Genomic DNA, 21,453 nt, shown 5'->3' on the forward strand with positions numbered 1-21,453 from the left:
CTTATTGTTCGTTTTTGTGTTCGTTAAGCCAGGCCACTTTTTGTTTGGAAGCATGCTCCCTCCCAATGATGTCACGGTACAAATCGGGCCGCCGGGCATTTTTGTACCGAAAGCCACCTGCCTGATGTAGCTTTTCCGGATCAAGGCTGGCAATGCAGAAATCATCGTCCAACTTGCGGCATTCGGCAATGACGTCCCCAAAGGGATCCAGAATCATGGAGCAGCCATTTTTTAGCTGGTCGTCGTCCATCCCGATCGGATTGGAAAAGACCGCAAAAATACCGTTATCGTATGCCCTGGCGGGAAGCCATTTCATCAGCCATTGCCTTCCCTTCATTCCGTCAAACTCTATCCGCAGGGAGGTTGGGTCTTTGTGTCGGTTGCGCCACAAAGCGGGGTCTACAAAACCTGCACCGGGCCGCGTCGAGGGCGTGCACATGGTGACATGCGGCATAAAAATCACCTCCGCTCCCAAAAGACTGGTTGCCCGCACATTTTCCACGATATTGTTGTCGTAGCAAATCAGGATCCCGCATTTCCAGCCATGAAGCTCAAAGACACAATAAGAGGACCCTGGCGTGATGTGGGGGTTGATAAAAGGATGGAGCTTGTGATACCGGGCGCGAAGTCCACCCCCATCCACACAAACGTAACATTTAAAAATCGACCCCGTTCCGTCTTTTTCAAATAGCCCTGCCAGGATGGTAATGCCATATTTTCCGGCGATTTCGATCAGTCTCTTCGTACTGGGACCCTCCGGGACAAATTCGGCCAGATCCAACATCTGTTTTTTGTCTAGTTTTCGGGCAAAGGTATAACCGGTGACTGAACATTCGTGAAAAGCGATCACATCGGCTCCAGCAGCCGCTGCCTGTCGACTTAGCTTTTCAATGGTCTGGAGGTTTTTTTCCTTGTCCCCGCTCGCGTTTTCAAATTGGGCGGCGGCAATTTTTAAATCTCTTTTTCGCTCCATTTTCTCTGCTAGTTTTCTAGAAACGTTTGCAAGCGCTTGCTTCCTATTCCTGATCCAGTTCGCTACGGATGGCATTTCTCAGGGAGTTTTCTCCGTTGGAATCTGCCTGTATGTGCCAGACCATCACGCCCCCTAAACCCAATTCCTTTGCCAATTGCGTCTTTTTACGGATTAGAGCGGGGGAATTGTAATACAACACGCCTCCTTCGGGCATGACCAGGCTATCTTGTAGGTATGCGCTGGGAAACCGCTCCAGAATATGCCGGTACCTAAGGTTTGGCGGAGCCCCCGGCCCAAACCCATATCCGTAAAAGGGAAGTCCCAGGATTATTTTATCTACCGGTACTCTCCGTTGATCCCGGTAATACCGAATGTCCGAAACAGCCATTTCAAAGGGAGCATGTTGGCCCGGCTTCTCGAGGTTCCAGGGACCCGTATCGTCGTAAGACATGAGATTGACCCAATCGTAGAGGGCAAGTACCTCATCCGGGATGGCATCCCCATTCCATGCGGCCAAGGCCGCTGTCATCCGTTTTCCGGCTTGCTTCAACCGATGGGAAAGCACCTTCACAAAAGGCGCATAGTCTTCGTTGATCAGGGCGTTTTCAAGGTCTACGTCCACACCGTCAAACCCATAGCGACTTACCAATGCTGCCAGTTGCTCCACCCAGTATTCTCTTTTCTCTGCCCGCATCAGGCTTGGCAGGTACTCGGGAGGCTCTCCTCCTCCGATGGAAACGAAAACCCTTGCCCCCCGTTGATGAGCCGCGTTCACTATTTCTTTGTAAACGGGATTCGGAGCAAAGTCCCCGTTCTCGTCGGGTTGGATAAATGCCAGGCAAACATCCGTATACAAACTCCAGTCAATGGCCTCAAGTCCGGCCTTCCAGTCTGAGGGGCTAAAGAGGTAGCCTACCACCCGAAATGCCGGCTCGGGATCTTTTTTTCCTTCGCCTATCCCCAACGAACAGGCAAAAAGAAGCGGGAATACTACTAACAGAAAACGCATCATCAGCGATAGGTGATTTAAGGATTTATCGGGTGCGGTTTGACTCCCTCTTCGGTCAGGGTTACCGGTACTATTTCCCCATCCGGACCAAATTCCATGCGATCGATGCAGGTCACCCGGTGATTGGGGTCCGTTTCCCCCAGGGGACGCCGATGATAGACCATATAATAGGTTTCTTCTCCGGGAATTTTAAGTACCGAATGATGCCCCGCTCCCCGGGCCACGGTTTCGTCCTGCTGTAAAATAACTCCTTTTTTTTCGAAATGGCCCAAAAGGACTGTCCGAAATCGCATAGGCAACCCGGTAATCAGGACCCGTCCAATTACCTTCCGACCACATAAAATAATATTTTTCATTGCGGATAAACATGAAGGGACCCTCAACGTATCCATCCGGGGTCACTTCCTTGAAAAGCGATCCGTCCTCGAAAGGTACCAGCCCTGAAAAATCCTCATTGAGACGGACTACGTTACACCTACCCCAACCGCCGTAATACATGTAGTACTCCCCATCGGTATCCCTGAAGATGTATTGATCAATCGGCTGGGCCTCGTTTACGATTTCATTGATCAGTGGCTTGCCGAGCATCTCCTTAAATGGGCCCTCCGGGCGGTCTGCTACCGCTACCCCAATGCCGCCGATCTCCCCTTCGTGTACGTCATTTGCCGAAAAGAAAAGAAAATATTGATCTCCTTTTTGAATAACGCCTGGAGCCCACATGGCATATTTGGCCCAGCTGACCTCAGCCGTATCCAGAATTCGCTCGTGCTTGGTCCATTCGATCAAATCCGGGGAGGAAAATGCATCCATAAATACCTGCCGGTCAAACTCGTCGGAATACGTTGGATAAATCCAGTAGCGATCCCCATAGACAATTACTTCAGGGTCTGCATACCAGCCAGTGATGACCGGATTCCCAGAAAAAGTGGGTTCCACCGGCCCGCGGGAGCTGCATGAAAATAAGAATGAAAGGCTATAAAAGCCGAGCAGGACAAAGTAGCTTTTCATGAAATGGGGTGGCTATTGTAATATTCGTTGCATATCTACTGATACTCTGGCGTAACGGCACGGCGAAACTGCCGCTTTCGATACCTGCAAAGATGGCGTGAATTTACCGGTAAAAAAAAAGTTCCCCAAACGAATCGCAGCCTTGCCTCTCAAAACAGAAAAAAAAAGCAAATTCCGTCTGTTCCCTACCAGGCGAGCACGGCCTTTACCGGCAAATGATCGGAAGCATAAGTCTCCTCAATCACCTCATGATGGAGCACCCTGACGTTTTTCTCCCGGTTAAAAAAAATAAAATCGATGGTCCTTTTCGGAAGAAGTACAGGTATGGTCGGCGGGCAATCTTCCCAACAGGTCCGTTCGAAGTGACGGTCCAGCTCATTGATGGCTTCGGTCCCGGGAGTAGCATTAAAATCGCCTGCAAGGATAACTGGAATGGGCTGATTTTTTAATTTTTCGATAATATCCCTCGCCTGTCGGGCAGTAATATCGGGGTTACTAAAATCCAGGTGGGTAGCTGCAAACAGGACTTTTTCTCCGTTCGGAAGGCCAATCGTGGCAAGCAATAATGCCCGGGGCTCGGTACCTTCTGTCGTAGAAAGAAAAATTTTCTCCGAGGCTTGGATGGGGTACCGGGATAGAATGGCGTTTCCATATTCGCCCCCCTGAAAAGGGATAGAAGAGGAAAAGTACGCATACATTCCCGTCAACTCGGCCAGGGATTCGGCTTGATGCACTGTTTTTCCCGATCGCTCTGTGTGTACATCTACCTCTTGCAAGGCAACCAGATCGGCACTACTTTGACGAATCACACGGGCAATAGCAGGCAGATCAATCGAATCTGGCTTGGAAGGGGGGTTGGCATGATGGATATTGTAGGAAAGTACCTGGATTTGCGTTGGCTGCTGCCCGTGCAGCGGAATAGCGAATGCTCCAAAAACGAAAAAAGAAACGGAAAGGAAAACCGACAAAAGGCGCGGGGAAGAAAATGGATTCATGATGAAAGGGGTTCTTTTTTGGAACAGGTTTTTCAAAGATAGAAAATTCCCCTTATTTTTACCGACCGGCTTTTTCGCCGGCCGGTTTCATGCAACAGGTAGCCTTGACAATGATCAATTACCACGATAAAAAATTTAAATTGGTCCAAACCACGAGCAACGGTGCCTTATCCGAAGACATTGTTTTTCATTACCAACAAAAAGACCACCTGCTGTGGTGCAGGTATCGTAGCGAATCCATTCTTTTGGGACATTTGATCGGAACCGTTGCTAGCAACGGCACCATTTCCATGAGCTACCACCAGGTAGACCTATCCGGGAAAATCATGACCGGTACCTGCCAATCCAGCCCTGAAATACTTCCCGATGGAAAAATCAGACTTTATGAAAAATGGCAGTGGACCTCGGGCGACCGGAGTATGGGGGAATCGGTATTGGAGGAATGGTAATTTAGAGAGACTTTGCATATTAGTTTTACTAACTCAAAAATGCTGATTGCATCTTTGTTTTTGTTTTTAACATATTTAAATGGATTTTTTAAAGCTTTTGCTCAGAAAATTGCATGTTGATTTTTAGGATATGCTTGGATTTTTAAGTAAAATCACAGCGAAAAAGGAATCAACACCTTACGATGGAACCGAGGGAAATAGCATTACCAGAAAACGAAGAAGAGCGCTTGAAAGCAGTCCTTGCCAGTAGCCTCTTGGATTCTGCTCCTGAGGCTTCCTTTGATCACCTCACCGAACTTGCTGCGGAAATCTGCCAAACTCCAATTGCGTTGGTTACGGTGCTGGACGGCAATCGGCAGTGGTTTAAATCAAAAGTTGGGATTGATTTTCAAGAAACCCGCAAAGAAGATTCGTTTTGCCAATACACCATTCTTTCGGAGGAATTGATGGAGGTACCTGACGCAAGCAAAGACCCACGGTTTGAAAAAATACCTCCTATCGACGGTTCCAAAAGGATCAGGTTTTATGCCGGACATGCGATACATACCGAACAAGGGCATCCGCTCGGCACATTTTGTGTAATGGACCATACGCCGAAACAACTCAATCCCAAGCAACGACGGGCATTGTACATCCTTTCGAAAGAAGTGGAAAACCTGATTCAGCTTCAGGCGGAAAAATTAAAGCTGAACCAGGCCAATCGGCGCATCGACAACACCTTAAAGAAGCTGGGAGATCTGGTCTTCCTGGTGGACAAAAAACTGGTGATCCATGATTATTTCACCACTAAAGAGCAACAACTCTTTGTCTCTCCTCAGGATTTTCTACATAAAAAGATTACCGAGATTGGTTTTTCTGACGAGCTACGGGCTCATTTTGAATCGATCATTTCAGAGGTTTCCCGATCCGGAGTTAAGAAAAACACGGAATACAGCCTTTCCCTACGCGGCAAAAAAGAATGGTTTGAAATGAGTGCAGAAAAGATTTCTTCGGAACCACCGGAGATTCTTTGCATTATCAATCAAATCAGCCAACGGAAAAAGAAAGAGTTAAAGATTAAAGAACAGGAAAAGGAATTCAGGGATTTTTTTGAAAACGTTCACGGGCTCATGATTCGGCACGATTTGGAGGGAAACATCATCCATATCAACCGCGACGGAGCCAAAATTCTTGAGTACGAGCAAGAACAACTCCTCGGTATCAACCTGAGATCCCTTGCGCTCGATGAAAAGATGTTCGAACAGTACCTGAAAACGATCCTAAGAGACCGTGTGTTCAAAGGTACCGGAAGGTTGGTCTCCCGATCCGGTAGAACAGTCACCTTCCATTTTAACAACGTACTCTTTGAATCCGAACTGGGTGAATCCTTTATTTTGGGAAATGGAATGGATATGACCGAGTCGCTTACTGCACATGATGAGCTGGAAACTGCAGTGGCGTCAATCAACGAAGAACGGACCTTACTGAAAACAATCATCGACAACATTCCTATAAACGTATATGCCAAAAACAGTCGATTCGAAAAGACGCTGGTAAATCAGGCCGAGCTAAATTACCTGGGAATACCGAACGAGGAAGAAGCGTTGGGTAAAACCGACGAGACGCTCTTTGATGAGGAAACTGCGCGTGAAGCCAGGAAAGAGGATCAATCCGTGATTCTGGAGGGGCAGGTAATTATCAACAAGGAGGTAGTGCAAACCCACAAAAATGGACGCAAGCGGTACTGCTTGATATCCAAGATCCCGCTTAGCGATGCTGCCGGCGACATTACTGGTATGGTGGGAATCACTAACGACATAAGCGATCGGAAAAAAGCCGAACTTGCCTTGCTGGAAAAAGGCAATCGCCTGGATGCCATCATCCGCGGAACCAACGCGGGAACCTGGGAGTGGGAAATCCAAAGCGAAAAAATACATACCAACGAGCGTTTTGCCGAAATGTTGGGGTACCAGCTAGATGAAATGGCGGAGTTCACCGCGGGTCAGTGGAACGCTCTTTGCCATCCGGAAGACTTGCTGCACCGCAATCATCTATTAAAAAAGCACTTTGAGGGAAAAACTGATTTTTATGCCTGTGAAATCCGACTAAGGCACAAAGAAGGGTACTATGTCTGGATACAGGACAGGGGCAAGGTATTTTATAACGCCGCATCCGGAGAGCCCGAAATCATGTACGGTACGCATCAGGATATTAGCGAGCGTAAAGGAATCGAAAACCAACTGAAAGAAGCAAAAGAAGCGGCGGAGGGCGCCAATCAGGCAAAATCAGAATTTCTGGCAAACATGAGCCATGAAATCCGCACCCCCCTGAACGGTGTGATCGGGTTTTCAGATTTGCTGATGAAAACACCGCTCTCGGAAACCCAGTTGCAGTACATGAAAACGGTGTACCAATCTGCTCACTCCTTGCTGGACTTGATCAATGATATTCTTGATTTTTCGAAAATCGAAGCCAACAAGATGGATCTTTCCATTGAAAAGTCCGACATTTTTGAATTAGGCACCCAAGTTGCTGACATTACCAAATACCAAGCCCATTCGAAGGGACTGGAACTGCTCTTGAACCTTTCTCCGAACCTGCCCCGATTCATCCATGCGGACGACGTTCGGCTACGCCAAATTCTGGTAAACTTGTTGACAAATGCAATCAAGTTTACCGACAAAGGGGAGGTGGAGCTAAAGGTAGAAAAGCGGGACGAGGGCATGAAAGAGGGGGCTCCGGTACTGTTTCGTTTTTCGGTTAAGGATACTGGAATTGGCATTCCCAAAGAAAAGCAGCAGAAAATATTCGATGCCTTCTCTCAAGAAGACGCCAGTACTACCCGTAAATTTGGCGGTACCGGCCTGGGTCTGGCTATTTCTAACAAACTGCTGGGACTCATGGGTAGTGGCTTGCAACTGCAGAGTGATCCTGGAAAAGGAAGCACCTTTTATTTTGATATAGAGCTGATGGCGGAACAAGGCGCGGAAGATCAGTGGCCACAAGACCACGGTATTCGACGCGCGCTGGTTGTAGACGATAACGAAACCAACCGCAATCTGGTGCAGGAAATCCTGACCGCCAAAAAGATTGAATGCCTTCAAGCGTCTAATGGAATGGAAGCCCTGAAGCTGCTGGAAGAAACGGGAGGGATTGATTTAGTGTTTATGGATCTTCGCATGCCGTTTCTGGACGGTCTTGAAACTACCCATAAAATTAGAAATCTGAGCGAACCTGCCTTCGCCCAGGTGCCGGTGGTCTTATTGAGCAGTTCCAATGACGATGTACTGGATAAGCGAAGAATGCATGAGCTACAGATAAACCATCGGATATTGAAACCGATAAAAGTCCATCAACTGGCACAGGTCATCCAAAAGATCACACATCCGGATGAAGTGGCAGCGAATGAAATACAGCCGCCAATTTCTGAAGAAAAAAATATCCTGGCAAACAGTACCTACACGGTTTTGATCGCGGAAGACAACCCGATCAACATGAAATTATCAAAAATAATCCTTTCCAAAATTAGCCCTACCATTCAAATCGTGGAGGCGGATAATGGCTTGAAAGCCTACGAATACGTGCTTAGAAACAAGCCCGATCTGATCTTGATGGACGTGCAAATGCCCATTATGAATGGCTACGAAACATCCAAAGCCATCCGCTCTATTGAAAATGGAAAAGACTTGCCGATCATTGCCTTAACTGCCGGAACGGTCAAGGGGGAACGGGAACGCTGCCTCGAATCTGGCATGAACGATTACATGAGCAAACCTTTGGTGCAGGAGAGCCTTACGCAAACCATTGTCAAATGGCTTTTGCCCGCCCATCGTACCGAAGGTCAGGATAGCAAGGCCCCGGAGAATCCCCAGCTCACAAAAAAACATTTCGACAAAATCCACCTACTGAGCCTTTTTGACGGAGACAAATCCCTGGGAAAAGAATTGCTAAAAATAGCAAAAACCACCCTGGAGGAAAGCCGGACCCGCCTCCAATCCGCAATGGAAACAGAAAACAAAACCGCCCTTTTGGAACTGGGTCATAAACTAAAGGGTTCAGCTGCCACCGCGGGATTTTTTGTATTGCTTCCCCTCACAGACCAGTTGGAGCGCCATGCGGACGTTGACGAACCGTCACTCCTCTTCGACATCGGCGCCGAGATTCAGGAAGAATTGGACTACCTTCTAAAAAACTTTTCTCAGTTCAAATTATAGTGTTGCGTACCTCTGCCCAGGAATGAGATAAATTACCCGATGCGGGATTTTTTGGGAAAAACAGAACCGGTAAATTTTATTACCTTTGTTTTTCCGTTGAATTCATTCCACCTAAACAAACATCCAACCATGCCCGAGACAAAAATTTTCTCAGGTTCAAATACTCCTCAATTGGCTGAAAGTATTGCAAAATCCTATGGCCAGGCGCTTGGGAACCTCACGCTGGCAAAGTTCAGCGATGGGGAAATGTCCCCGAGCTATAACGAATCGATCCGAGGTTGCAACGTGTTTCTTATACAATCAACCAATCCATCTGCCGACAATTTATTGGAACTATGCCTGATGATAGACGCTGCCAAGCGTGCCAGTGCCTACAAGGTCTGCGCAGTCATCCCCTACTTTGGGTATGCACGACAAGATAGAAAAGACCGGCCAAGGGTCAGCATCGCTTCCAAGTTGATTGCCAACATGCTTACCTCCGCCGGCGCCGACAGAATCATGACCTGCGACTTGCATGCCGGTCAGATACAAGGATTTTTTGACATTCCTTTGGATCATTTGAATGGTTCAGCTATCTTTGTGCCCTATTTGAGAAGCCTGGATTTGGGCAACCTGATATTCGCCTCCCCGGACGTTGGGGGTGTGGGAAGAACCAGGTCCTATGCCAAGCATTTCGAAGTGGACATGGTGGTCTGTGATAAGCACAGAAAACGAGCCAATGAAGTGGCTTCCATGCAATTGATCGGTGATGTGGAGGGGAAAGACGTGGTTTTGGTAGATGACCTGGTGGATACTGCGGGCACTTTGTGTAAAGCGGCTACTATCATATTGGAAAATGGAGCGAAATCGGTGAGAGCCATTGCAACGCACGGCGTACTTTCCGGCAAAGCCTACCAAAATATCGAAAAATCCGTGCTTTCCGAGTTGGTTATTACCGATACCATCCCCATTAAGCAGGACTCTTCAAAAATCAAAGTGCTGACAGTAGCGGATCTATTTGCCAAGGCCATTCATGCCGTAACGGGAAACACCTCCATCAGCTCACTTTTCGTGTAAGAATTTTAATTTAACAAACTATACGTATGAAATCAATTGAGATTATAGGGTTTAAAAGAGCAAATCTCGACAAAAAATCCCTCGATCTTCTTCGAGAAGAAGGAAATGTGCCTTGCGTGGTATACGGTCCCGGGATCAAAGAGCAAATCCATTTCCATGCACCGGCAATCCTATTCAGGGATTTGATATATACGCCTGAAGTGCACATGGTCGATTTGAATATCGAAGGCACCAAAATCAAAGCCATCTTGCGGGAAGCACAGTTTCACCCGGTAAGCGAGGTATTGCTCCATGCCGACTTTTTGGCTTTCAGCGATGACAAAGCTATTAAGATGGAAATCCCCATCAAACCTTTCGGTTCTTCACCAGGTATCATCAAAGGTGGTAAATTGGAAATCAAAACAAGAACCCTGCTCGTAAAAGGGTTGGCAAAGGATCTTCCGGACGAAATCCCAGTGGACATTTCCACCCTGGAACTGGGCAAATCCGTAAAGGTAGGAGATCTGAGTGTATCCAATTTTGAGCTGTTGAACAGTGAAAATGTTACCATCGCCACAGTTGGTATTCCAAGAGCACTGAGAGGTAAAAAAGCCGGAGAAGAGGAAGAAGCCTAAGCTCATTCTGCTATTCATGCTGGATAAAATCCTGTTCTGTGGTGTTACGGAGCAGGATTTTTTTTCTTACTATTCCTTTAAGAGTCTACACATCCAACCGGGCGGCAATGCAAAGCGCGTCACATGAAAATGAAGTGAAAAAGCAGATTAAACCGAGCCTGTCTGGCGCGGTCAGGTAGTACGGGCAAGTGACACAGGCAAACCAGGAAGTGACGGTCAAGCATGCGGAAGTTTCCGAAAAAAGTTCGGCAGCGGCCATTCCGGCCATCCCTTCAATGGCCAGGTTATAGCAACTCAAAAACACGTATAATTACATGAAATACCTGATAGTAGGCTTGGGAAATATAGGCCCGGAATACGAACTTACCCGACATAATGTGGGCTTTTTGATTTTGGACCGACTGGCAGACAACAAAAACCTCCCCTGGAAAAGCGATCGGCTAGCCTTCCGGACAGATTTCTCGTACAAAGGCAGACAAATCCACCTGATCAAACCAACCACCTACATGAACCTCAGTGGGAAAGCAATGAATTACTGGATGAAAAATTTAAACGTTCCCAAGGAAAAAGTATTGGTGGTGGTGGATGATATTGCGCTTCCTTTTGGTAAATTACGTCTGAAAGCCAAAGGTTCCGCTGCCGGACATAACGGTTTGAAGAACATCGAAGAACTGACGGGCGGACAAGACTATGCCCGTTTACGCTTCGGTATAGGGGATAATTTCCCCAAAGGCCGGCAAATAGACTACGTACTCGGCAGGTGGACCCGACAGGAAATAGAGGCCTTACCGGACCCAATGGACAAAGCAATAGACATGATTACGTCCTTTTGCACCATTGGTTTGGAGCAAACCATGAATCAATTCAACCGATAACAAATGGGAACCATCAATCTTGGAATACAAATTGTCCCAAAAAGTACGACAATGGACAGCTACAAGCTCGTAGATGAGGCCATTGCCGTGATCGCTGCTTCGGGTGTGAAATACGAAGTGAATCCCTTTGAAACCGTCATGGAGGGACCCGAAGAGCAACTGATGGCCGTCGCAAAAAAGGCGCAGCAAGCAGTAATTGATGCCGGAGGGGAAGAGATTCTTGTATACTACCGCATGCAGATTCGCCCGGGACAAGATGTACGCATGGAGGAAAAGACCGGTCCCCACCGGTAACCACGCCCGATGAGCAAGCGCATACCCTATAGGAAAAGCATGACTCATTACCGGACGATGTTCGCCGGCCTCCTATCTTTCGTTTGCCTTTCGATTGCTACACCGGTACTCGCCCAAAGCCTACCGGTCAATTTCCCCCTGCTCACCGATCAACTCCGACGGGAGCAGCTCATGGGAAGGTTTCCCCTCACGTATTCTTTTCAGCAGTATCCTCTCACCTGGACCGACATTGCCGGCGAATACGTTGATACCGATAGTCTGGAAATGGATTTTTTTGGAAAATCGTTGCTCGAAGAAGGAAAAAAGCTGCAGTTCCATCTTATGCCGGTGCAGTTGAGCCAAAACTACAATGCAACCCATCCCTACGGCTGGGGCAATGGTCCCCTGCTATCGGCCCGCGGCTTTCAACACGTAATCGAATTTGGTATCCATACTCGACTTGGACCGGTTCATTTACAAGTGTACCCACAGGTACATACGGCACAAAACGTTCCTTTCCAGGAATACAACCCGGAGCTGCCGGAGCTATTTTTTAAACGCATCGCCACCTTCACAAGCAGACTGGACATTCCGGTACGGCCGGGCAAAGATAGGATACGACGCCTCCTTCCGGGCAACTCCCACCTGAAAGTGCACGTCGGCGCATTCGCCGCGGGAATCTCCACGGAAAACCTTTGGTGGGGACCAGGAAAACAGCAGGCCTTGTTGATCAGTGACAATGCGGAAGGCTTTTTGCACGCAACCATCCACAGTCGAAAACCTGTCAAAACCCGTATTGGCCATTTTGAAGGACAATATTTTCTTGGCCGGCTCGATAATTCCGACTTCCCCTATTACAGCGATGGTAGTTTTGACCGGTACCGCAACTACCGGGACGACTGGCGGTATTTTACCGGTATTACCGTTTCCTATTCCCCTACCTGGATCGAAGGCTTATCGATAGGCCTGGGTCGGACCTTTATGATGTATCACCAAAAACTGGAAGAAGATGGGTGGCAGGCATGGTTTCCGATTTTTGAAGGCTTACAAAAAGAACAAGTTGGATTGGATGCTTCCCGCGCACGGGAAACCGACCAGCACTTCACGATTTTTTCGCGCTGGGTAATTCCAGCCGCCCGGATGGAAGTATACGGAGAATACATGCGAACCGATCACGCACTTAACTGGCGCGAATTACTATTAAATCCTGAACACTCACGTGGCTACACCCTCGGGTTCAGTAAGTTGATCCCGATCAAAAAGGGGGAACAACTTTACCTTCAACTGGAAATGACCCAAACGGAAAACAGCATCAATAACCTGGTAAAATACGAAGGTGGCAACCTGAACCTAAACCACGGAGGGCTGGGGTTGTACGAGAATTTTCAGGTAATCCATGGGCTTACCCAGCGGGGACAAATCATCGGTTCCGGACTGGGACATAGCGGCAATAGCGCCCGAATCACGCTAAGTAAGGTGCGGGGTCTTACCCAATACGGGCTATCACTAGAACGGCTTAGCAGGGACAACAATTTTTATAACTACAACCTCGCCAATGGTTTGGACCTGTTACGCTGGGTAGACCTTAGCTTGGGAGCACATTGGGAACAACGCTACAGCCGCCTGTTGGTGGCCGCCAATGCCCGCCTGATACGTTCCCACAATTACAACTATGCCATCAAGCAAACAAACAGCCTTGGAAGCACGGGATATACAAAAACCAATTTTCATTCCCGGCTAAAACTCGCCTATCTTTTTTAAGGTTGCGCTAGTAGACAGGAACTATTTTGTCCAATAATCCACGACCGTCACGTCTTTCAAATGGGGACCCAACACCTCCACAAAGGCCTGGTGATCGGGGTGGGGCAGATACATATCCCGGTCTTCCTCGCTTTCAAAAGTGACAAAAAAGCAATGTGTCAACCCTTTGTTGAGGCCCTCCGGGCTATTGTTTACTCCCCATTCAAAATCTCTGATTTGGGGTATTTTACCTTGAAGGGCAACGAAGGCATCTTCGACTTTTTTGATATCCTCTGGACTGGATTCATCCTTAAAAGAGAATAAAACCACGTGCCGCAGCAGAGGTTTTGAGGCAGTAGATTCTTCCATTTTTACGGGTGTTTCTTCGTTTTGGGTAGATGTTTCATTGGACTGACAGCCAAAAGCCGCTATAAGAATCATCAGGCTGGAAAGCAATACTTTCATTTTTTTCGGTTTTAGGGGTTGGTCATTGAATCAATATAGAACGGTAAAATAAAGGAAAATAAGTCAATATCGCGTAAAACGAGTGAGTTTTATTTAGGGAGGGACTGGCCCCATTGCCTGATTTGCGGGCGCGAATGCTTCCGGGAGTACCGACCGACAGAAATAAGTTTCGCCTCTTTGGGTTTCTGTTTCTAAAATTTATCAAAATGCTACCAAAAAAATGATAAAAATGACTTACATTTATTTGTTAAAGAAAAAGCAGTCCGGTCGCAGAGAAATGAAAATGGTAAAAGCCAATCGCAGTTTTTATGGATAGAATAGGATTTACCTACATTGTGGACGATGATCCGCTTTACAATTTCGGAACCAAAAAAATACTGGAATTCACTTCCTTTTCCGAAAAGGTTTCCTATTTTCTGAATGGAGAGGACGCGTTGAAAGACTTTACCAAGCGCATTCTGGATGGAGACCCCTTACCGGATATTATCCTTTTGGACATTAACATGCCCATCATGAACGGCTGGGAATTTCTCGAAAACGTGTCCAAAGCGGATTTCTCACACCCTACAAAAATTTTTATGGTTTCCTCCTCCATCAATCAGGACGAAATAGATCGCGCGAAAAGCTATCCGCTGGTAGCGGAATACATTGTAAAGCCACTCACCCTGGAAAAGGTTAAAGCGCTAAAATCCCGAATCCTGGGCGAATAGTGCTGCAGGCTTGCTTCGTTTTCCTGCAATCGTCTACGTGTCAGCGGTACCTGGATTTTGATACCATTACTTCTTAAGTGCCTGATATACCTGTTCCAACACGGATGTCCGTACATTGAGGCGATAAATGTTCCGGTTTTCGCGGCTGGGATAGACCCGATTTGACAGAAATACGTACACCAGTTCGTTTTCCGGGTCAATCCAGGTATACGTGCCTGTAAAGCCCGAGTGTCCAAAACTACTGGCCGGTGCACTAGCCGCTGCATTACCGCTGGGATCGCCGGGTCGATTTGGGCGATCAAATCCCATGCCCCGGTAATTGCCCTCTTCGCAAAAAACGCACTTCGAATAAGCGCTGACGACCCCGGGGGCAATCAGTTGCTGTTTGGCATAATTCCCATCGTAAAGATACAAATGCATCAATTTGGCCAAATCATTTGAGGTACCAAACAGGCCTGCGTGGCCGCTGACTCCGCCCAACATGGCTGCTCCCTCGTCGTGCACCGTCCCGTGCAGCAATTGCTTACGGAAAGCCGTATCTACCTCTGTGGGCACAATTCGGTCCAGTGGATAGGCTTGGTAGGGGTTGAAGGTAAGCGTCCCCGCACCCAATGGCTCGTAGAGGTTTTGCTTTAGGTAGTCGTAGAACTTTTCTCCGGTAATGGCTTCAATTACCCGAGGAGCCAATATGAATGACAGGTCGCTGTACACATAACCTGGCTTTTCGTTTAGGGGAGACGCAAGAATTTCTTTGTAAATCTTCCGATGGTAATTGCGGTGGATGTACAGATCATCGGCCACTCGTATCGGAAATCTTCTGGAAGAGTCTGCTTTCATCGTAAACCATTTAAACGAGCCGTTCTTCCGAACCGTACTCATCCAAAAAGGGATCCAGGCACGCAGTCGGGCCTGATGTGTCAGGATGTCCCGGTACCGCAAATCCTCTTTGTTGGTGCCACGGGCTGCCGGCAGGTAGGTTCCCAGGGTTTGGTTCTCGTCAAATTTTCCCAAGCCCTTCAGGTGCATGAATGCGGCAAGGGAGGTGCTGATTTTTGTGATGGAGGCCAAATCGTACAGGTCGTCTATGCGCACCTGTTGCAGGGAATCATAGGTATGGTGGCCGAATGCTTTGTGATAAAACACCTTACCTTCTTTGGCAATCAGCACTTGTGCTCCGGGAATCGCCTTCTCCCGGATAGCAAGGTGCATCAGGGAATCGATACCTTGTAACTGCTCGGTATTGATTCCCAAGGCCTCAGGCTGGGTATAAGCCAGCCGAAAACCTCCACTTAGCTTGATCCCATCGCCCAATCCAAAATGCGAATTGATGGCAACCGGCAAAGTACCCCTGGCGCCAATCCCTCCGAAAATCAATTGGCTGGCAAGATCCTGAGTCAGCGGTGTTTCCTGATAAGCGGCGATCAGTCCCTCTGCGTTTTCCAGTCCGGGAATTTTTCCCAGACTGTAAACATTGCCAAACACACTGACTACCACTGCATGCTCCTCCATCAACGCCCGAATCAACACAACCATTTCCGGACTGATGCCGTATTGGTTGGTGCCCTCCCGAATTCCCAGGCCATGCAATCCAATTAGAATAAGGGAGTAATCGGCTAGTTGTCGTCTGAGCTGCTCCACATCCCCCAGATTACCCTCTTTTGGAAAGGTAAAATGCGGCATGGGCGCGTAGCGCTCCAATCCCTTTTGAAAATCAGTGGTCCGGGAGGTTCCCAAGGAAAGGGACGCCATTTTTACATTTTGGAATCCCTTGATCGGTAAAATGGCCTCCGAATTCCGCAGTAGGGTTAGCGAGCTTTCGGTTAGTTTTCGGCTTAGAAATTCAGCCTCGGGACTGTTCAGGTCTGCGATGAGATGGTTGGTTTCCACCGGTCGAAAATTATCCAGGCCCAGCCAGGCTTTTGCTTTCAATACTTTCAGCACCCGTTGATCGATTTCTTCTTTGCTGATCTCACCCTGCTCCAAAAGTTTCTTCACCTCACGAATCGTCGCAGGGACATTCATGGTGTTGAGCATCATGTCGTTGCCCGCCAACAGCGCTTTGGCATCCACCACTCCGGGCGGATAGTACTTGGCCACGCCCTGCATGTTTAGCGCATCGGTAAATATCAGGCCTTCAAACCCCATTTCTTCTTTTAATAGTCCCGTCACGATCGGCTTGGAAAGCGTGGAAGCCAGATTAGGCGTATCGTCCAAAACAGGGATCTGCATGTGGGCCACCATTATGCTACCCAGACCCTGATCCATCAGCTCCCGGAACGGATAGAGTTCGATTTCTTCCAGGCGCCTTTTTGAAAAATGCAGCACCGGGAGTCCGTAGTGAGAGTCTACGTCGGTGTCACCATGACCCGGAAAATGCTTTGCAGAAGCCAGGATGCCTTGGTCTTGCATGCCTTTCATGTAGGCGAGGGACTTTCGGGCCACATTTTCCTTCTCTTCTCCAAAGGAGCGAAAGCCGATGACCGGATTTCCCGGATTGTTATTGACATCCACCACCGGTGCAAAATTCACGTGAATGCCGGAGCGCCGTGCTTGCCGGGCTACCTCTGCGCCCATGGCATAGAGGAGTTGCTCGTCTCCAATACCGCCCAGAGCCATTTGATAGGGATACCTCACCGTGCTGTCCAGACGCATGCGCAGGCCCCACTCCCCGTCGAGACTGATCATCAGGGGAATTTTTGATTCGGCTTGAAACCTATTGATCATGTGAGCCTGCCGAACCGGACCGCCCTGAAAAAAGATAATCCCTCCTACTCCATATTTCTTGACCAAATTTGAAATCGAATCCACGTGGGCTTGATCCTTATTGGAGTACGCGGGGATCATGATCAATTGGGCGATCTTTTCTTCCTGGCTCATGGTTGCCAACACCGAATCTGCCCAGGGAGTAAAGCGCTCGTCCAAAAAAGGAGGCCGCTGCACTTGCCCGTAAAGAGGAAAATACCCGGTAAAAAAACATGCCAACACCAGCAGGAGGTGCGTTACCGGACCTTTCACCCAATCCCTAAGAAAACCCCGTCCGCTTTCCATCCGATCTATTTTGAATTTTTGCATTCTTTCTTCTATTTATCCGGAAAGATACCAATTTTGTGGCTTCTGCTTGAAACGGATCTAAAAAAATACCTATCATTGGGAAGAATATTCCCCATTTAATCCAGAAGCCATGAGTCCACTACTCGTTTTTGGCGTAATCGCCGGCTATTTTACGCTGTTATTGGTGATCAGTTACCTTACCTCCCTGAAGTCCGATAGCCTCACCTTTTACACGGGCAATCGGGAGTCCCCCTGGTTTCTGGTCGCTTTTGGTATGGTCGGTGCTTCGCTGTCGGGAGTGACCTTTATCTCGGTCCCCGGCGAGGTAGGCAATACGCAATGGGCTTACCTGCAATTTGTAATGGGGAATATCGTCGGCTATGCGGTCATCGCGCTGGTACTGATCCCCCTGTTTTATCGGCTCAATTTAATATCCATCTACGAATACCTAAAAAGCCGGTTTGGTAGAAGCACCTACCTCACCGGGGCCACCATTTTCCTTATTTCCCAGACGATAGGCGCTTCTTTCCGCCTCTTCCTGGCCGCCACGGTGCTTCAAATCGCTTTTTTTGATGCTTTTGGTGTTCCTTTTTACGCCTCTGTCTTTGCTACCATGGTGCTGATTTGGTTGTATACCTACAAAAGTGGGATCAAGACCATCGTTTGGACCGATACCCTGCAAACCAGTTTTCTTTTGCTGGCCGTGATCATCACCATCGTCGTGATTGCGGGGCAAATGGGTAAAAGTGCAGGGGAAATGCTGGCAATTGTCCGGGAAAGCGAACTCTCCAATATCTTTGTCTGGGAGGGAAATACCAGCCAAAACTTCTTCAAGATGTTTGCCGGAGGGGTGTTCATCACCATTGCAATGAACGGATTGGATCAAAACGTTATGCAAAAAAACCTGACCTGCCGCAACCAAAACGACGCCCAAAAAAACATCTTTTGGTTTGCCATTACCTTCTTTTTCTCCAATCTCCTTTTTCTTGCCCTTGGGGTACTGCTCTACCAGTATGCCGCCGTCAATGGGCTGTCCCTGCCTGGAGCCACGGACGAACTCTTTCCCAGCCTGGCCCTAAACCATTTCGGCACATTGGCTGGAGTCGTGTTCTTGTTGGGCGTCACGGCGGCAGCATTTTCCAGCGCAGACTCAGCCCTGACCGCGCTTACCACCTCCTTTTGTATCGACATAATCGATTTACCGGCCCAAAAGAAGCTCAACCAGGATCAGACCCGCCGGTGGATCCATATAGGCTTTACTTTTCTGGTTTTTTTGACCATTGTCGTTTTCAACGAATTGAACGACCGAAGCGTCGTAAGCGCGGTATTTAAAGCCGCCGGATTTACCTATGGTCCTTTACTTGGACTGTTTGCCTTTGGTCTTACCAATCCGCTCGCAGTGCGGGATCGATTGGTCCCGGCTATTTGCCTTCTGAGTCCGGCTCTTTCCTTCGTTTTGGATTGGAATTCCGCCCAATGGTTTGATGGTTTTCAGTTTGGTTTTGAAATCCTTTTGGTCAACGCCGCCATCACTTATCTAGGCCTGCTACTCACTGCCAGGAAAACACCTACCGCATCAGGCTAAACGGCAGCATAAACAAGGCAAAAATCATGGTTAGGGTCAATGTCACCCCGAAACCCAATAGCCGAAACGGCAGTAGTAGCAGCCAGATAAGCGGATAAAGTAACAGCAATAACAAGGCTATGGGCCAGCACAGCACGAAGAGAATGGCCCAAAGGACCAGTCCGGTAAATAGTCTCATGGTGACTTGATTCAATGGTTTTTCCCTTCCACATCCAATGCCGTGCCTATTTTCCAAAACACGCGAATCGATACTTTCAACGGGATTTACCTTGTTACCCACACCGTTACCTGTTCGCTATCGATCAATAAACTGTCCGGAAAAATGACGATTTGGATTCCTTTTATACCCGCATCCAAAGAGGCTTTCCTTTAAACCCTAACCGGTCAGCAAGAGTAAAAGGCACTACGTATCCAATGAATCATACTACCGAATAAAAGCACTCCTCTCGGCCCCCGATAGCTATTCCCAAGCATGGCAACATTTTTGGAAAGTAAAAAGCGAACGGTAGCGCTTATCAAAGGAATCGTCAATAACCCGAGGGCAACAAATATAACATACAAGAAAATGCCAAAAGGCATGAAGAAAATCGTGTCTGCCAATAGTCGATCATCCATCCGGTAGACCCAACACTGCCAATGGGTACGCTTCGGGAAGAGCGATTTGTCCTTTCTGAACTTTTCACTTTTGGAGATTGGTGGCCTTTTCCTGCCTGCATGATTCTTGTTTCGACCCGAGGGAATTAGTTGATCAATAAGTGGCTATTCCTACGATTTGAGGCCGTTAAAAAAGGAGAAGCCTATCTAGTAGACCTCACCATATTTCTTCCGTCTATAATCCAATCCCGATTCGAAAGCCCGGACTGACTTGTTTGAAAAAACCGTTAAAATAGAGTTGAGGGGCTACGCTGATGTTTTTTACGATTTCCCAGTTCACGCCCAGCCGCATGGTGTTCGATTTGAAAAGCGCTCCGCTTCGCTTTGTTACCAGACCAAATTCCACTCCCAGCCAATTGGGTTTTAGCCGGTCGTCGGAAAAGTTTCTACGGTATCCCAGATTGGTGAAATTGTTGGTAATTATTCCACCGTTCTCGCTGAAGGAAAACAAGAGGTTGTTGGAAATATAGAACTGATCTTTTAACAGCCCTTTTTGATTTAGATGAATACCAATCTCCCCGGAAATATCTGTCAAAAAACTATTTTGATACACATTAGCCCCTACTCCTGCACGGATGCTCAGCATGTCCATGTACCCTGTAAAGCGGTCCTGGCTAAGGATTAGCCCCTGATTGGAAGGGTCTTGCCGGTATTCAAGGCTTCGCAAAAACCGGTGCCGCTCGGGCAATTGGTTGCTGATTTCTTCTGCCAGCAATGGAAAATCAACATCCAACAGCGCCGCCACATCATTGAAGGTAATAATGGCTTCCATCTTATTTGCTACATCGTATATAATAATCCGATTCCGGAAATTTTCGAGCAGTTCCCGCTCCCCTGAAAACCGATAGCTTTTTAGGATAGGATTTGGTTGGATATGCACGTTATCCTGATGCCAGTATTCGACCAGGTAAGGAATATCTTCCGGAAGGTCCTCCTGAATTTCGTTCAGATCGACTTGAAACGATTCGAATACCTCTTTAAGGCCCCCGCTTTTCTTCAGTTCGTGGTAATCTTCCGCAAGAATCAACAGGTCCAGGTGGGCGTGTTCTTCAAAACGTATGGTATCTCTCAACACTTCCGCATGCTGTGCCGACACGGCTTGAAAAAGAAGTACAAAAAGAAAAGTCAGTAAGTAACAATCGCGCGTTTTCATGGTAGGTGTGTTTTAGTAGTTTATAATTTAATCTGTAGTGCCAGCGACTGGTTTTTATCCGGGAAATGCCCAATGCTGCCCCACCTGATCCTAAATTTTTGGTTATTCTTTGATCCCGGCTCCTGCAAAGACGCGTAGGGTAGTTTTTGTGGAGTTGATTTTTCGGGTATGGCTTTCGTTTGAGCCAGCCCTGCCGTCGTTATTTCGGGAATGGCGATTTCTATACCTGGCAGCGACAGGGCCGGGCGCGAAATTGGTTTGGACCCACCTATTGATTGGTGAAATTCTCGCCGAGACGAATGTCTATCACTTTCTTCGGGCCGGAAAGCAAGGGGCTTCGCCTTTAAGACTAGCGGCTTCACTTTCGTATCCGGCTTTGGTCTTTGTGCCCCCAAAGAATCTGGTGAGTAGGCTGGCTTATTCTGTTTCAAAACATGAATAAGGGCGGTCATCTCGTCCAGCTTTTCGGCTTGCTGGTCAAGTTTAAGAAAGAGGACCCCGCAAACGAGCAGCAACAGCACACAAGCAGCCATGGCGGAAAGCATGCCCCAGGAAAGGGTGCGTTTTTTGATTTCAATGGTTGCCCATATTCTTTGTTTGGCCTCACTGGCATAGATTTCGTCCCTTTTCCGGGTATGAAGCAATCCGTT

General features: G+C 47.9%; 17 protein-coding genes and 1 pseudogene. 9 read left to right on the forward strand and 9 right to left on the reverse strand.

The annotated features are described in order from the left end of the window. Window position 1: 1 nt before the first annotated feature. The 4 genes and pseudogenes from ABWH99_RS19955 to ABWH99_RS19970 all read right to left on the reverse strand — a co-directional run bounded on the left by ABWH99_RS19955 (window position 2) and on the right by ABWH99_RS19970 (window position 3,985). A complete protein-coding gene (locus tag ABWH99_RS19955) occupies window positions 2-973 on the reverse strand; it encodes a nitrilase family protein (protein ID WP_375583564.1) in 972 nt (323 codons plus the stop codon). A gap of 43 nt (window positions 974-1,016) precedes the next feature. Beyond that, a complete protein-coding gene (locus ABWH99_RS19960) occupies window positions 1,017-1,985 on the reverse strand; it encodes a glycosyl hydrolase family 18 protein (protein ID WP_375583565.1) in 969 nt (322 codons plus the stop codon). A 14-nt stretch (window positions 1,986-1,999) separates the two neighbouring features. After that, a pseudogene (locus ABWH99_RS19965) lies at window positions 2,000-2,990 on the reverse strand (glycoside hydrolase family 43 protein). Window positions 2,991-3,175: 185 nt separating this feature from the next. After that, window positions 3,176-3,985 carry an endonuclease/exonuclease/phosphatase family protein gene (locus tag ABWH99_RS19970; protein ID WP_375583566.1) on the reverse strand — a complete coding sequence of 270 codons (810 nt, stop codon included), beginning with the start codon at window positions 3,983-3,985 and terminating at the stop codon, window positions 3,176-3,178. A gap of 89 nt (window positions 3,986-4,074) precedes the next feature. Here ABWH99_RS19970 and ABWH99_RS19975 point away from each other — a divergent pair, with 89 nt between their 5' ends. The 7 genes from ABWH99_RS19975 to ABWH99_RS20005 all read left to right on the forward strand — a co-directional run bounded on the left by ABWH99_RS19975 (window position 4,075) and on the right by ABWH99_RS20005 (window position 13,206). Then, a complete protein-coding gene (locus ABWH99_RS19975) occupies window positions 4,075-4,434 on the forward strand; it encodes a n-acetylglutamate synthase (RefSeq protein WP_375583567.1) in 360 nt (119 codons plus the stop codon). A 182-nt stretch (window positions 4,435-4,616) separates the two neighbouring features. After that, window positions 4,617-8,627 (forward strand): response regulator, encoded by a 4,011-nt coding sequence (locus ABWH99_RS19980; RefSeq protein ID WP_375583568.1) that lies wholly within the window; start codon window positions 4,617-4,619, stop codon window positions 8,625-8,627. A 129-nt stretch (window positions 8,628-8,756) separates the two neighbouring features. Then, on the forward strand, window positions 8,757-9,683 hold the full coding sequence (locus ABWH99_RS19985; protein ID WP_375583569.1) for a ribose-phosphate pyrophosphokinase: 927 nt from the start codon (window positions 8,757-8,759) through the stop codon (window positions 9,681-9,683). A 26-nt stretch (window positions 9,684-9,709) separates the two neighbouring features. Further along, the gene (locus ABWH99_RS19990) at window positions 9,710-10,297 is read left to right on the forward strand and encodes a 50S ribosomal protein L25/general stress protein Ctc (RefSeq protein ID WP_375583570.1); all 588 of its coding nucleotides are present in this window, start codon (window positions 9,710-9,712) and stop codon (window positions 10,295-10,297) included. A gap of 314 nt (window positions 10,298-10,611) precedes the next feature. Next, window positions 10,612-11,172, forward strand: a complete 561-nt coding sequence (pth, locus tag ABWH99_RS19995; protein WP_375583571.1) for an aminoacyl-tRNA hydrolase — start codon at window positions 10,612-10,614, stop codon at window positions 11,170-11,172. Window positions 11,173-11,175: 3 nt separating this feature from the next. Next, a complete protein-coding gene (locus ABWH99_RS20000; RefSeq protein WP_375583572.1) occupies window positions 11,176-11,466 on the forward strand; it encodes an MTH1187 family thiamine-binding protein in 291 nt (96 codons plus the stop codon). A gap of 9 nt (window positions 11,467-11,475) precedes the next feature. Beyond that, window positions 11,476-13,206: a capsule assembly Wzi family protein gene (locus ABWH99_RS20005; RefSeq protein ID WP_375583573.1), complete on the forward strand. Its 1,731-nt coding sequence runs from the start codon at window positions 11,476-11,478 to the stop codon at window positions 13,204-13,206. Window positions 13,207-13,227: 21 nt separating this feature from the next. Here ABWH99_RS20005 and ABWH99_RS20010 read toward each other — a convergent pair whose 3' ends face one another. Further along, window positions 13,228-13,554: a Dabb family protein gene (locus tag ABWH99_RS20010; RefSeq protein WP_375586605.1), complete on the reverse strand. Its 327-nt coding sequence runs from the start codon at window positions 13,552-13,554 to the stop codon at window positions 13,228-13,230. Window positions 13,555-13,958: 404 nt separating this feature from the next. Between ABWH99_RS20010 and ABWH99_RS20015 the strand changes: the two genes are divergently transcribed. Further along, window positions 13,959-14,360: a response regulator gene (locus ABWH99_RS20015; protein WP_375583574.1), complete on the forward strand. Its 402-nt coding sequence runs from the start codon at window positions 13,959-13,961 to the stop codon at window positions 14,358-14,360. A 66-nt stretch (window positions 14,361-14,426) separates the two neighbouring features. On the opposite strand, the gene ABWH99_RS20020 is transcribed toward ABWH99_RS20015, so the two are convergent. Then, window positions 14,427-17,432, reverse strand: a complete 3,006-nt coding sequence (locus ABWH99_RS20020) for a glycoside hydrolase family 3 N-terminal domain-containing protein (protein ID WP_375583575.1) — start codon at window positions 17,430-17,432, stop codon at window positions 14,427-14,429. Between the two features lie 109 nt (window positions 17,433-17,541). On the opposite strand from ABWH99_RS20020, the gene ABWH99_RS20025 reads away from it, so the two are divergent. Then, on the forward strand, window positions 17,542-18,996 hold the full coding sequence (locus ABWH99_RS20025; RefSeq protein ID WP_375583576.1) for a sodium:solute symporter: 1,455 nt from the start codon (window positions 17,542-17,544) through the stop codon (window positions 18,994-18,996). Here ABWH99_RS20025 and ABWH99_RS20030 read toward each other — a convergent pair. The 3 genes from ABWH99_RS20030 to ABWH99_RS20040 all read right to left on the reverse strand — a co-directional run bounded on the left by ABWH99_RS20030 (window position 18,980) and on the right by ABWH99_RS20040 (window position 21,447). After that, complete coding sequence (locus ABWH99_RS20030; protein ID WP_375583577.1) at window positions 18,980-19,174, reverse strand: hypothetical protein; 195 nt, start codon at window positions 19,172-19,174, stop codon at window positions 18,980-18,982. The two genes, ABWH99_RS20025 and ABWH99_RS20030, sit on opposite strands and share 17 nt — an antisense overlap. Window positions 19,175-19,825: 651 nt before the next feature. Continuing rightward, window positions 19,826-20,803, reverse strand: coding sequence for a hypothetical protein (locus ABWH99_RS20035; RefSeq protein WP_375583578.1), 978 nt, complete (start codon window positions 20,801-20,803; stop codon window positions 19,826-19,828). A 20-nt stretch (window positions 20,804-20,823) separates the two neighbouring features. Next, complete coding sequence (locus ABWH99_RS20040) at window positions 20,824-21,447, reverse strand: hypothetical protein (protein ID WP_375583579.1); 624 nt, start codon at window positions 21,445-21,447, stop codon at window positions 20,824-20,826. Window positions 21,448-21,453: the final 6 nt, after the last annotated feature.

The organism is Cyclobacterium xiamenense (assembly GCF_042140265.1).
Classification (GTDB): domain Bacteria; phylum Bacteroidota; class Bacteroidia; order Cytophagales; family Cyclobacteriaceae; genus Cyclobacterium; species Cyclobacterium xiamenense_A.

Bases quoted from the DNA above. Each gene is read 5' to 3' on its own strand.
- ABWH99_RS20005 (WP_375583573.1), top strand. From the start codon at position 11,476: ATGAGCAAGCGCATACCCTATAGGAAAAGCATGACTCATTACCGGACG.
- ABWH99_RS19990 (WP_375583570.1), top strand. From the start codon at position 9,710: ATGAAATCAATTGAGATTATAGGGTTTAAAAGAGCAAATCTCGACAAA.
- ABWH99_RS20035 (WP_375583578.1), bottom strand. From the start codon at position 20,803: ATGAAAACGCGCGATTGTTACTTACTGACTTTTCTTTTTGTACTTCTT.
- ABWH99_RS20015 (WP_375583574.1), top strand. From the start codon at position 13,959: ATGGATAGAATAGGATTTACCTACATTGTGGACGATGATCCGCTTTAC.
- ABWH99_RS20030 (WP_375583577.1), bottom strand. From the start codon at position 19,174: ATGAGACTATTTACCGGACTGGTCCTTTGGGCCATTCTCTTCGTGCTG.
- ABWH99_RS20010 (WP_375586605.1), bottom strand. From the start codon at position 13,554: ATGGAAGAATCTACTGCCTCAAAACCTCTGCTGCGGCACGTGGTTTTA.
- ABWH99_RS19975 (WP_375583567.1), top strand. From the start codon at position 4,075: ATGCAACAGGTAGCCTTGACAATGATCAATTACCACGATAAAAAATTT.
- pth (WP_375583571.1), top strand. From the start codon at position 10,612: ATGAAATACCTGATAGTAGGCTTGGGAAATATAGGCCCGGAATACGAA.
- ABWH99_RS20025 (WP_375583576.1), top strand. From the start codon at position 17,542: ATGAGTCCACTACTCGTTTTTGGCGTAATCGCCGGCTATTTTACGCTG.
- ABWH99_RS20020 (WP_375583575.1), bottom strand. From the start codon at position 17,432: ATGCAAAAATTCAAAATAGATCGGATGGAAAGCGGACGGGGTTTTCTT.
- ABWH99_RS19955 (WP_375583564.1), bottom strand. From the start codon at position 973: ATGGAGCGAAAAAGAGATTTAAAAATTGCCGCCGCCCAATTTGAAAAC.
- ABWH99_RS19960 (WP_375583565.1), bottom strand. From the start codon at position 1,985: ATGATGCGTTTTCTGTTAGTAGTATTCCCGCTTCTTTTTGCCTGTTCG.
- ABWH99_RS19985 (WP_375583569.1), top strand. From the start codon at position 8,757: ATGCCCGAGACAAAAATTTTCTCAGGTTCAAATACTCCTCAATTGGCT.
- ABWH99_RS19980 (WP_375583568.1), top strand. From the start codon at position 4,617: ATGGAACCGAGGGAAATAGCATTACCAGAAAACGAAGAAGAGCGCTTG.
- ABWH99_RS19970 (WP_375583566.1), bottom strand. From the start codon at position 3,985: ATGAATCCATTTTCTTCCCCGCGCCTTTTGTCGGTTTTCCTTTCCGTT.
- ABWH99_RS20000 (WP_375583572.1), top strand. From the start codon at position 11,176: ATGGGAACCATCAATCTTGGAATACAAATTGTCCCAAAAAGTACGACA.